The sequence below is a fragment of the Cytophagales bacterium genome, from assembly GCA_033344775.1.
Lineage (GTDB): Bacteria > Bacteroidota > Bacteroidia > Cytophagales > Cyclobacteriaceae > JAWPMT01.
Genome location: JAWPMT010000001.1, coordinates 393,975 through 406,441 on the forward strand (window position 1 = coordinate 393,975; position 12,467 = coordinate 406,441).

Below are 12,467 nucleotides of genomic sequence, written 5' to 3' on the forward strand. Positions count from 1 at the left end.
CAATACCTCTCAAGATAGTCATTTAATCTTTGATGCTTGCGTACTTTGAATGAACGTACGATTAAGCATCTATTCAGCCCCCAGTACATCTGAAGGATTTGTTCGCGCCACTTGCAAGCTTTTGATACTGATCGATGTGATCGCGGGTAGCAATACTGCAAAGATGGCCAATATGAAAACCGTAAGATGGATGTCGGTCCGATAAGCAAAATTGGATAACCAATAGTCCAGCAAATAATAAGTAAAGGGGGCTGCAATCAAAAAAGACAACAGGATCAGCCAAACAAACTCCAAGGTCAAGAGCGACCATAATTGCGTGAAGGTAGCTCCCAATACCTTACGAACACCTATCTCCTTCTGACGGTTTTGCATGACATAAGTTGCCAGCCCAAATAAACCCAAGCAAGCAATCCCTAATGCGAGTATTGTAAAACTTATCAGCAACTTCATCGTTGTTTGTTCCTTGATGTACTTCGTTTGAAAATAATCACTCAGGAAATAGCTTTCCATGGTTCGGTCCGGGTGAATGGAATTCCAGACCTCTTCCAAATAAGCCATCGTCTCAGTCAAATCCTCTGTATCCAATCTAATGACGAGCTTCCCTTTATTGCTGTATCCATGGCGGTTACGGATCACCAGAGGCTCAATCGCACTATGCAGTGACGCAAAGTGGAAATCTTCTACAACTCCAATTACTTTAAAGTTGCTCATCAGTGAAGGTGAGTAATCGAATATGGTAGCTGTGTCCAAGGATGTTATTCCAAGAGCAGCGGCAGCCGTTTCATTGATGATCACTGCTTTTGTGGTGTCGGTAGCAAAGCTTCTGGAATAATCACGCCCCTTGGCCATTTTGATGCCTAGTGTATTGATGAAATCAAAATCCGTATTGAACACCTTCACCCTCACTTTGTCTTCTTCAGCACCTTGTGATGGACGTACATTTCCTACCCACATTCTGATCATCTCACCCGGCAGACTTGACATCAGAGACATGTTTTTTACATGTGGGTTATTGAGTGCCTTGTTTCGAAAAAACTCATAATGTGAACTGAACTGATCATCGTAATCCAGCGGAATTACAAGTGCTTGTTCCGGTTGAATCCCCAGGTCTTTGGACTGGAAGTAACTCAACTGTTGATAGACCACCATCGATCCCGCAACCAAAGAAATTGACATAGCGAATTGAAAGACAGAAAGTCCCTTTCTTAAGATTTGTTTTTCTCTTGAGCGTGTTTTCGCAAAAATGTCCTGTGGTCTGAATGCTGAGAGATAAAAAGCAGGGTATGTTCCGGATAACACACCCATCATTAGGACAAAAATTAAAAGAAATCCTATTGAGTTAAATGACCATAAATTGCTTATATACAACACTTTACCAACGATTACTTCAACATATGGCAGTATCAGATAGGTCAGTATGCCTGCAAAGAAAACGGCCATCAATGCCAACAATGTACTTTCGGTCAGAATCTGCTGAATAAGGGACCTTCGCTCGGCTCCAAGGACTTTCTTCAAACCGATTTCTTTCATCCGTTTGACACCATAAGCAGTAGACAAATTGACGAAATTGATACCTGCAATTAAAAGAATGAAGCACCCGACGCCCATGAATAATTGTACAGTCAGATGATTGCCAACGGGCTCGAACTCATACATCAAATTGGATTCAAGATAAATCGACGTAAGGGGTTGTAATAGTAATCTTGGTAGAGGTGTATCTTGTGCGTGTTGTTCAACAATTGTTGATAATTTCTGTTGCAAGCTTACAGGATTGGCTTTATCTGAAATTACCAGATAACTATAGGTCCAGAATTCCGCTCGTTGTTCGGGTGTCGTACCTGTTAAAAAAGAAGCTATCATATGGGCATGAAAATGAGAAGCGGTTGGCATATCTCGATAGACTGCCGTAATCGTATAATTGGTCTCGTCATTCCTATTCAATGTCTGACCAATGGCATCATCAATCGACCTGAAATACTTATTGGCTATCGATTCACTGATCATCGCAGTATGGGGTGATCCTATCGGATTTTGTGTATCGCCAGACAATATTTCGAAATCAAAAACTGATGTAAGTGATCCGTCTGCCCACATGAACCCTTCCTCATAATGCCCCTTCCTATTATAAGCGGACCTGATCAATGACCTGCTACCCCAGGTGGTCGTGATCCTGGTATATGCTTCTACCTCCGGAAATTGTTCTGAAATCCTTTCTGCCCATCCTCCATTGATGATGGCCCAGGGCAGCTTTTCATTGCGATCCGTCAAATCATAATTGAGGCGATAAATCCGATCTGCTTTATCATGATACTGGTCATAGCTCAACTCCGTCCGAACAAAGAGATAGATCATAAAAAATGCCACCAGCCCAATGGTCAGCCCCGACAAACTGATGACCGTATAGGAACGGTGTTTAGATAACATACGCCACGACATTTTCATGTTAGCATACCAAAGGGATATGCTGGGGTCCGGCTGGCTGTTCAGGATGAGCTTCAAACATGTGATCCACTCCCACAGGAAGAAAAGTATCGCCTGAAAAGCAGTGGATTCTTCTAATTTTCGCTGGTACAATTCTTCCAGATCTCCTTTAACATTCTCGCCAATCTCGGGAGAGATCCGGGAAATGATTCGGTAGCATATTTGTCTGATCTTTTCCATGGTCAACTGGTTTTGGTCATCAAAGCGAACATCTGATTCCTGATCTCATGTGCAGACTCCAGTGATGCTCTTCCTGCAGCTGTCAATCGGTAAAATCGTTTCTTTCGTCCCCCTCTTGATTGTGTGGCGCCTCCCTCCCAGGACTCCACCACGCCCTTCTTTTCCAATCTTTGCAAGGCAGTATGCAGCGCCCCTATGCTGGGTTTTTTGCCCGTTTGCGCTTCCATTTCATCTTTGATACTCACACCATACGATTCATCTCCCAGCACACCAATGGTTAACATGATCAGTTCTTCAAATTCTCCCAGGTAATTTTTGTGCATCTGTTCAGTTTTATTTCTTTCCTTAACGTAGAGGATATTTATTTGTTTCCTTATCGTAGTAGAAATTGTAATACTCAACTTTTATTTAGGTTAATTGATACTTGTTAATCCAATTTATGATCCAATTGAATAGCGCATATATCGGACGTTATGTGTCGCTCAATCACAAAACTCGATCTACTTAACCTTCCGCTATTTGCCTAATTACTCGGTCCAAACGGGTCGTTTTCAGAATAAAATATTCTTTACTATCTTTTTGTGCTCAACCTGCCAAGGAAAGCAAGTATGCGATACCTAATCCATGTGATGATCATACTTGGGGTGACCCATGGCTGTCTGGGCCAGTTGACAGACAGCCTCAGAACTGTTCTATCTCAAAAAGAAGGAGCTGATAGAATCCCGGTTCTACACGAACTGATCATCAGTGAATGGCTGAATTATCCTGAAAAAGCCATGGAATGCGGTGAAGAAGCCCTGGCCCTTTCCCGCCAATATGGAGACTCCATCAATATTTCAAAATCAATCCGACTTATGGCCGGGGTTTATTATTATCAAGGTGATTACGATCAATCTTTGATGTACAATGACCAGGCTCTGGCTATCGCTCAACATTTGGGAAACCTTTCGTTGCTCAACAATGGCTACAATAACGTGGGACTGCTATATCTGGAGGTAGGTAGCTACCAGGTAGCCATGGAATACCTACAGAAAAGCATCGACATTAAAGAAAAACTCGGGGAACTTTATGGATTGTCCACCACCCTGAACAACATCGGCAGAATCTTCGATCGGATCGGGGACTATGAAACAGCTCGGGATTATTTTGAAAAGGCGCTTGAGGCTTCCGCCAAAACAGGTGATCGTGTCGAGATCTACTCACTGAACAATATAGGGTTTACCCATCTCAAAGAAGGACAAAATAGTATAGCAATGACTTATTTCCGGCAAGCATTGCAACTAGGATATGATTATGGTAACATCTTCTGGGGCACTGCTTCCATGCGTGGCATGGCTGAAATATTTCTAATCCAAAATAAGCTGGATTCTGCATGGTATTATACGCAAGCTTCCATGGAAGGTGCCAAAAGTATTGCAGACAAGAAAGGCATTTTGGAAACGCACCAAACCATGGCCAGGTATTACCTCACCCAAAAAGCATTCGATCAGACGCTCAAGAATATTGATGAGGCACAAATAATAGCATTACAGCTAGGCGCAAGACAGCAAATGAGTGATAACTACAAACTGTACATTCGAGTCTATCAGGAGATGAATGATCCGAACCTCCTTTCCTTCTATCAATCAAAATACATTGCGATGACTGATTCGTTATTTCGTGATGCAACGGCAAGAAACCTCTCCCTCGTACCCGTTAAACTAAAAGAAGAAGCGGACCGAATCACAATGGCCGAACAAGAGGCAGAGATTCAGCGCCAAAGTGATACCCTGAGGTTTTACATCATCATATTACTGATCAGTGTTCCCGGTGTTCTCATACTGATCTACTTATTGAAAAAGAACAAGAAGGCACATGAAGAAGTATTGAGTACGCAGAAACTACTCATCACGTCAGAAAAAATGGCCTCACTGGGTGTGATGGCCGCGGGCATTGCTCATGAGATCAATAATCCACTCAACTACATCAAACAGGGGGCAGCCGCATTATCCTTCGATACAAAAAATGACGCGACCCCTCAAGCCCGTGAAAATGAAAGGTTGTTAGAAGCCATAGATGAAGGTGTCACTCGAGCAGCCAAGATTGTCATGAGCCTGGGACACTTTAGCAGACAGACCACCAACATGAATGAAGTCTGCGATGTGAAAGACATCATTGAAAATTGCTTGTTGATCCTTCAAAATCGACTGTACGGAAAAGTAACTGTGACGCAACAGTTCTCTACACAAAACCTGGTTCTTGGTAATGAGGGCCGATTGCATCAGGCCATGATGAACATCCTTTCCAATGCAGAACAGGCCATCAAAGATTCAGGATCAATCTCAATTTCATCAAGCGTCAAAGATCAAGAACTCATTATCTCTATTCAAGATGATGGTGAAGGAATCCCTGATGATCAACTCTCCAAAATCGGAGATCCATTTTTCACGACCAAATCTCCGGGCGAAGGAACAGGATTAGGGCTATTCATTACTTATTCTATCATTCAAGAACACAACGGACAGATGGATGTCCAGTCCAATAAAGGAAAAGGCACCACCTTTACGATCACACTACCCTTGCACCAAAAAGAGATGCAGGCAAAGAAGTCTCATAAATTGTAGAAGTCTATATTCCAATTTGAATTCAACTCAAATGGTACTGTCAGAAACAATGATTGCTATACACGTTTTATACTTGCATTCATGAAATGGCTATCACTCATCATCGCACTTGTTTTTCAGGCATTGTGCGTTGCCCAAAGCAAGCAAACGCAACAGTCAAATGTGATCACCTTTTCGGCTAAATACATGAATAAAGCCCTGGTCAATGGTGAAGTAAGTATTTATGAAATATCTACGCCAGATGATGATTTTTCAGTGATCAAAAAGTTCTCGTCCCAATCGTCTTTCCGTAAACCAAACGGTGAGGAAATACCCAATTATAGCTTCGATTTTGATGGGATGACTATTGAGTAATATAATTATGGAAGTGGACTAAACCTGATGGGTTTTAGCGTGAAACAAGGAAATTTTATCGAATTCCCAAATGGTAACATAATTCGCCCCGGTTATACCAAAATTTCAGATTTCTTGTCTGGGCGTGATGCTGCAGACTACACGGACGGTAAATATCGAATTCAAATCCCCGAAATCGAAACAGAATGGGGGTATGAAGGCTATATCAAAGTCGAAGACGGACTGATCACCGAGTTCTATTATAATTACTTCTAAGAAATCGACCTGAAGGCATGGCGTTACTCCACCTTCTCCATCCTCAAGTGCTTCACCCTACCGCTGTAGAATTTAGCTTTAGTTACAACCCCTGATTGATCTCTTTCAAATTCAGCAATGAATTCACCGGTACTCAACACATCTTGTTTGATCCGTGACACTTTGCCATACCCTCTTCTTTGATGATACCAGGTCAGCTCACCATCATTCCATTCGAATGTGTAATAAACATCCAATTCTGGACTGTAGTACTTTCCTGTATAGCTCTTCAGCTCTGACTCAGTGCTTTCTGTTGGCAAAAACCGATCAGAATAAACGAGGGAGCCGTCTTCATTTTGGAAGATCATTTTAGTCTTTTCTCCCTGTCCCTCGAATAGCACCCGGTAGTTTCCATTACCTGCATCTAACATCTTGAAGGTAGTTTTTCCTACAGGAACCAGCTTACTCTCACTGTTCTCGTTTCTCCAGTACCTAAGGGTATCATTTTTCACATAAATGCGACGCACATACTTATCCTGAGGGTTCCAGAAGTAATTTTCAAACTTTTTTAAGGCATTGGTCGACAGCTTGATAGTTTTAGCTTCCTCTTGCTGCAAATCATCTTTTTCCTCAGATGATTTTGTATCCACCACCACATCAAATACCTGAAATGTTCTTCCGCCGGGATTAGTCCGATTATAGTTGGTCAAAATCGTTATGACAAGCTCTTCTTCAGGTACGGCAACAAAATTGCTCCTAAAACCACCTATAGATCCGCTGTGTGCAACAACTTTTTTACCTTTCACATTGTTCACACTTACTCCAAAAGCATACTCATTGGGTGATCCGTCATTGAAAGGATCAGTTGTTTCCAGTCTTTGAAACAAGTCCTCCCATCCTGTTTTTGGGTTATAGAAGTTCTCTCCCCAAACCAAAAGATCTGTAACGGTCGCATGGACATTTCCAGAACCCACATACGCCCAATAATCAATGGACCGCTGAAAAACGCCTTGAGATCGTCCGTAATATGAAGTAGCATTCCCTGGCACAACGTTAGATGGGTCAGCTTCTACATAAGTATCCCGCATGCCTAAAGGAAGAAACACATTTTGCTTCATCCAATCTGGGAAGGATTCTCCCGTGATCTTCTCGATGATATAGGCCATGTAGATGTAGCCTGTGTTACAGTACATGTATTGGTCACCCGGCTCGAAGTTCAGGTCTTCTTGATTTTCCATCAACCGGTAAATGTCCTCATTGGTCCGTAAGTCATTTCCACGCCACCCTGCATAAAACAACAACTCATGAAAACTTCTGATCCCACTGGTATGATGTAACATATGCCGTATGGTGATCTTGTCCCCAATGTCACTAAGATTTGGTATGTACTTACTGATCTTATCATCAACTGATAACTTTCCTTCTCGCTCCAGCAATAAAATACCCATTGCAGTAAACTGCTTTGAAACGGAGGCGATGTTGAAAATGGTGGAAGGCTGATTCGGGATCAGATAATCTAAACTTGCCAATCCGTAAGCTTTCAGAAATACATTTTCTCCGCCTTTCCGGACGCCAACTACTCCTCCGGGGTGGTTAGGTTGATTCCATTCTTTAAATAAATCATCAACTGCTTTGAACTGGTTATCAGATAGTTGCGCTGTAGCTGTTGTGAGCAAAACAACCGCCCAAAAAGTCCAGATTAGTCTTTTGTTCATATCTATTTCAATTAGAATTTAGAAGTGCACACAAGCTTAAAACTTATTTTTAAGTTATACTACTTATTATTACGTTTATTAACTTAAATATTAGTTATATAGATACTTGACTCAAGTTCACATCATACTAAGGAAAGGTAGATTATTTAATATTAGAACTCCCCCATCATAAATGTCTCAATCACTTGTGCCATTTCCTCATTTGATTTCAACAACTTCAAGTAGCTCTGATCAGAATTGGCAGCCTTTTCCCAGGAATTACCTCCTACACTATCCGGCACACAAATTCCTCCTGTTTCTAATTCCCAGTACTCGCCTATTCCAACTCTAACAGCATACAATACAGCTGTCTGATCATAGGTAGAATTGTCATAGATCTTTCCTTGCCACTGGTCATTCAACCACGGACTGTGTTCACTGAAATGTAAAAATCCTTTGTACAAAGGATGATCAGCGGGCAATTCATTAAAAACCTCGCCTGATTTGATGTCTACTCCTACTTCATAGCCAGAAAAAACAATCGGTACTTCGATGTTCTCAACGACATATTTGGTGACACCAGGCATGGCCCCATCGAAATTCCATTCCTTTTGTCCGGAAGGAAATTGCCCTCCCATGATCACAAATTCTTTGACCTTATTCTTGATCAACTCCTTGCCAGTCATTGAAGAGTAGTCGTCGGGGCCCGAATCAATAAGGTTCATGATATTGGCCAACGGGCCCACGGTCACGATCACCAATTCCGAATCATTCGCTTCCGACAACAGTTTTCGATATAGTGCTGTACTTTCCGGGGCGGTTTCTTTGTCGACTTTATATGGGAAATTATCCGCAATCACTTTGCTGTGATTCCATGGAATATGTTCTCCCGCCACTTTTCTGGCTCCAACCAGAATATCGGGATTACCATAAAATCCATTGACTGCACTTACCGCAGGAACAGAATACGTCTCAGTGTTCCAACACATCACAGCCAACAGTTCACACTCACCCCGGTTATGGAAATGATTCAACATGGCTAATGCTCCAAGGTCATCAGCATCTCCTCCGAAATCTGTATCAAAGATAATTTTTGGGATTTCAGGAACAGCAGGTGATTGGGTACAGGAAAAAATGAGAAAGGATAAAAACAGAAAAAAATACTTCATGATAAGTGGGAATTAAGGTCTTTAACAGATTGACGTTCAATAATTTCAGGAACGATCTTTTGGCTAGCCACCTCCTTGCCATCCAGGCGGCAGAGCAACATTTCGACTGCTTTCTTAGCAATTTGAGCAATGGGTTGCTTGATCGTGCTCACAGGTGGAGAAGTCAATTCGAAATACGGCTGTTCGTCGAATGACAACAAGGAAATATCTTTAGGCACATGCAATCCATGCTGCGTCAATGCACGAATGGCACCAATGGCAATGAGGTTGTTCAAGGTGAATAATGCAGTCGGACGATCTGAATTGGTTAAGAGTTGCCGGGCACTCTCAAAACCATTTTGAGTCGTAAAGCCTTGCCCTACCACTTGAATCTCATCTACCAGGCCCGCCTGTTGCATGGCTTCCTGATAGCCTGCTATCCGGTCCATGTTCGAAATGGCTTCCGGTAAACCCTGGATGACAGTGATTTTCCGGTGACCTCTTTTAATCAGGTATTGCGTCGCTGCGTATGCACCTGCCATATTATCCGAAGAGACGTGACGGATGTTCAGGTCTTCAAAGTAGCGGTCCATGAAGATAATGGGACGATCCTCAAATAACTTGAAGTGTTCAGCCTGAATACCTACAGGCACAACAATTAAGCCATCGGTCTGGCGTCTCGCAATCAATCCCAGCGTCTTCTCTTCCAATAGCGTATCGTCATTGGTACTCGACAGTAGCATCAGTTTCCCAACGGCACGGAGTTCTTGCTCCACCGCATGCGCCAGGTTAGCGAAAAAGGGATTCGACAAATCCGGAACCAGCAAACCGATTGTATCCGTCTTTTGCTTTCGGAGGTTAACCGCCATCTGATTCGGAGCAAGCCCATACTGTTCGGCAGCCTCTTGTACCTTCTTCACTGTCTTTTTGCTGATCCGGTATTTCTCCGCATGGCCAGACATCACCCTTGAAACGGTGGTTCTGGAAACTCCGATCTTCTCTGCCAACTCCTTAAGGGAAATTCCTGGACTCATCTAATTGAATTCAAATTGAAGCGAATAAACATAATTTATTATATTGCGCAATCGAGTGTGCAAAGTAATGCAAATTTTTTGAATGATGAAAAACAGTAACAAGGTGATCGTCATGGGAAGCTCCAATACGGACATGGTCATCCAGTCCGGTCACCTTCCTAAACCCGGAGAAACCATTCTTGGTGGGCGATTTGAGATGGTGAATGGTGGCAAAGGAGCCAATCAAGCCGTAGCTGCAGCAAGACTTGGTGCATCAACTACTTTCATTGGGAAAATGGGTAATGATGTGTTTGCCCAACAGGCCCTAAAAGGATTGCAGGAAGATGGCATTGACACGGAATTTACGTCTATCAAAGAAGGCAGTGCATCCGGTATCGCGTTGATCATGGTGGATGAGGCGGGAGAAAATTGCATTTCCGTTGCTTCGGGAGCTAATGCTGAAATTTCAAAAGAAGATATTGATGAAGCTTCAGCGAGTTTTGAAACTGGCAACATCCTGCTCACACAACTGGAAGTACCTGTCGATATCGTTCACTTTACCATTCAAAAAGCAAAAAAGGCTGGAATGAGTAACATTCTAAATCCGGCACCAGCAGCTGCCTTACCTGATGAGATGCTTTCGCAGGTCGATATTATTACACCAAATCAGTCCGAAGCTGAATTGCTCACTGGTGTTAACGTCACCGATCTTCTTTCTGCTAAAAAGGCGGCATCCTTCTTACGAGACAAAGGCATAAATACCATTATTCTGACCATGGGAAAACAAGGTGCTTATGTGCTTGGTGAGGGCATGGATGAAATCATTCCTGCCCTTGATGTAGTAGCTAAAGACACGACAGCCGCCGGTGACACGTTTAATGGCGCACTGGCCTGCTCCCTTGCTGCAAACAATGATCTCCGTTCTGCGGTGGAATTTGCCACGAAAGCTGCCGCCATTTCTGTCACACGATTTGGTGCGCAACCCTCCTGCCCTTCGCTGGATGATGTTTTAACTTTTAACTCCTAACCTCATGTTTATTCCTGCTTCCTATTCCGTAGCTGTCCTATTATGTATCATCACCATGTTCTGTTGGGGTTCTTGGGCCAACACACAAAAGCTGGCATCTAAATCCTGGCCGTTCCCCTTGTTTTATTGGGATTATAGTCTAGGCATCATTTTATGTACGTTGATTTTTGGTTTTACCCTCGGTTCTACCGGTGAGGAAGGGAGAAGTTTTGTTAACGACCTGATGCAAGCAGACACAAGCGCATATGGATCAGCGCTACTTGGAGGAATCATTTTCAATCTCGCGAACCTATTGATTGTAGCTGCTATTGATATCACCGGAATGGCAGTAGCCTTCCCCATCGGCATTGGCATTGCCCTGGTAATGGGTGTCGTGGTGAACTACCTGGCCAATCCTGTCGGTGATCCTTTCTTGCTTTTCCTTGGTGTGGGCCTGGTTACCATCGCCATTATCATCGATGCGATCGCTTATAAAAATCAAAGTCAGGGAGACAGCTCAAAAAGCTCATCGAAAGGAATGGTTTACGCGGTTTTAGGCGGTGTATTGATGGCCTTCTTCTTTCGTCTGGTGGCGGCATCCATGTCTACCAACTTCGTAACTCCGGATGTAGGCCTATTCACCCCATACAGCGCCGTATTCGTCTTTGGGATTGGGATCTTCTTATCCAACTTCGTATGGAACTCCTACTTCATGTTCAAACCCGTAAGCGGTGAGCCCATGGCTTACAGTGACTATTTCAAACTGGGAAGTCTAAAGACACATATTGTCGGTTTATTAGGAGGCATCATTTGGTGCATTGGCATGAGTTTTAGCCTAATTGCCGCGGAAAAAGCAGGCTTTGCTATCTCTTATGGTCTAGGTCAAGGAGCTACAATGGTCGCTGCAACCTGGGGCGTCTTCATATGGAAAGAATTCGCTGGTGCTTCCAAAAAAACTAACCAGCTGATCGCCTTGATGTTTGTTTTCTTCATCGCCGGATTGGTGACGATCGTGATGGCGCGGGGGTGAAAATAAAAAAGGGAGCCGATGATATAAGTCTATCGGCTCCAATAACTAATTCATTTGGTGCAATAGTCGAGCGTAGTATTGACTGATTCCACTAAAAGTGGAGTAACACCATCGGAGATGAATACAAACTCACTAAACCCCACCTCTGAATCACCTGGTCCCCAATCATAGGTATAGCCGAGACCAGTGAAGGGCACGGGGAATTCAACCTCCCCGTTTATGTTCTGACGCCACTTATAGTAGAGACGAGCTTGAGAATCACTTCCAGTTTCTGCAGCACACGGAGGACATGTGGTGAACCCAACATCAGGATTCATACATGGCCTTCGTAAATGACTCAAAGGAACGTAGACCTCCACAAAATGGCTATAAATTTTCTTATAATTCAGACCTAATTTTTGCTTTAAGCGTAGCTCCATATCCTTCTCACTTTGGAAAAAAGTGGATGAACAAAAATCCTGCATTTGAGGTACGATGGTGAGCCAGATTGGAACGCTGAAAGGTAGCGTATACTGCTTATCAGACTTTTTTAAAGCGTCTTTCCAATTTTGGAGATAAGTATTATCTATCCAGGTAACTGCTTTCACATAGTTTACGCCATCAAAAGTATAAACTCTGTCCTTGCTGATGTCATGGAGAGGCAGGATCTCATCTTCTTCCGGGACAAGCGCATCATCGAGGGCTTTTGACAACAACCTCTCCAAATACTGATTCGATTGAGACA

At 43.1% G+C, this 12,467-nt stretch carries 11 protein-coding genes; 5 read left to right on the forward strand and 6 right to left on the reverse strand.

The features are described 5' to 3' along the window. Window positions 1–69: 69 nt before the first annotated feature. Window positions 70–2,661 carry an FtsX-like permease family protein gene (locus R8G66_01695; GenBank protein ID MDW3191037.1) on the reverse strand — a complete coding sequence of 864 codons (2,592 nt, stop codon included), beginning with the start codon at window positions 2,659–2,661 and terminating at the stop codon, window positions 70–72. A gap of 2 nt (window positions 2,662–2,663) precedes the next feature. Next, window positions 2,664–2,984, reverse strand: coding sequence for a helix-turn-helix transcriptional regulator (locus R8G66_01700; protein ID MDW3191038.1), 321 nt, complete (start codon window positions 2,982–2,984; stop codon window positions 2,664–2,666). Between the two features lie 285 nt (window positions 2,985–3,269). Here R8G66_01700 and R8G66_01705 point away from each other — a divergent pair, with 285 nt between their 5' ends. The 3 genes from R8G66_01705 to R8G66_01715 all read left to right on the forward strand — a co-directional run bounded on the left by R8G66_01705 (window position 3,270) and on the right by R8G66_01715 (window position 5,873). Further along, entirely contained in the window at window positions 3,270–5,264 is a 1,995-nt protein-coding gene (locus tag R8G66_01705; protein MDW3191039.1) for a tetratricopeptide repeat protein, read from the forward strand. Between the two features lie 81 nt (window positions 5,265–5,345). After that, window positions 5,346–5,618 (forward strand): hypothetical protein, encoded by a 273-nt coding sequence (locus R8G66_01710; protein MDW3191040.1) that lies wholly within the window; start codon window positions 5,346–5,348, stop codon window positions 5,616–5,618. Window positions 5,619–5,657: 39 nt separating this feature from the next. After that, entirely contained in the window at window positions 5,658–5,873 is a 216-nt protein-coding gene (locus R8G66_01715; protein ID MDW3191041.1) for a hypothetical protein, read from the forward strand. A 23-nt stretch (window positions 5,874–5,896) separates the two neighbouring features. Here R8G66_01715 and R8G66_01720 read toward each other — a convergent pair whose 3' ends face one another. The 3 genes from R8G66_01720 to R8G66_01730 all read right to left on the reverse strand — a co-directional run bounded on the left by R8G66_01720 (window position 5,897) and on the right by R8G66_01730 (window position 9,728). Continuing rightward, a complete protein-coding gene (locus R8G66_01720; GenBank protein MDW3191042.1) occupies window positions 5,897–7,567 on the reverse strand; it encodes a serine hydrolase domain-containing protein in 1,671 nt (556 codons plus the stop codon). A gap of 152 nt (window positions 7,568–7,719) precedes the next feature. Then, window positions 7,720–8,715: a nucleoside hydrolase gene (locus R8G66_01725; protein MDW3191043.1), complete on the reverse strand. Its 996-nt coding sequence runs from the start codon at window positions 8,713–8,715 to the stop codon at window positions 7,720–7,722. Further along, window positions 8,712–9,728: a LacI family DNA-binding transcriptional regulator gene (locus tag R8G66_01730; protein MDW3191044.1), complete on the reverse strand. Its 1,017-nt coding sequence runs from the start codon at window positions 9,726–9,728 to the stop codon at window positions 8,712–8,714. The genes R8G66_01725 and R8G66_01730 overlap by 4 nt, the downstream gene beginning before the upstream one ends. Window positions 9,729–9,810: 82 nt before the next feature. Between R8G66_01730 and rbsK the strand changes: the two genes are divergently transcribed. Together rbsK and R8G66_01740 are read left to right on the forward strand one after the other, a co-directional pair. Next, entirely contained in the window at window positions 9,811–10,734 is a 924-nt protein-coding gene (rbsK, locus tag R8G66_01735; protein ID MDW3191045.1) for a ribokinase, read from the forward strand. 4 nt (window positions 10,735–10,738) lie between these two features. Continuing rightward, window positions 10,739–11,743: a multidrug DMT transporter permease gene (locus tag R8G66_01740; protein ID MDW3191046.1), complete on the forward strand. Its 1,005-nt coding sequence runs from the start codon at window positions 10,739–10,741 to the stop codon at window positions 11,741–11,743. A 50-nt stretch (window positions 11,744–11,793) separates the two neighbouring features. Here R8G66_01740 and R8G66_01745 read toward each other — a convergent pair whose 3' ends face one another. Further along, on the reverse strand, window positions 11,794–12,447 hold the full coding sequence (locus R8G66_01745; protein ID MDW3191047.1) for a hypothetical protein: 654 nt from the start codon (window positions 12,445–12,447) through the stop codon (window positions 11,794–11,796). Between the last annotated feature and the right edge of the window lie 20 nt (window positions 12,448–12,467).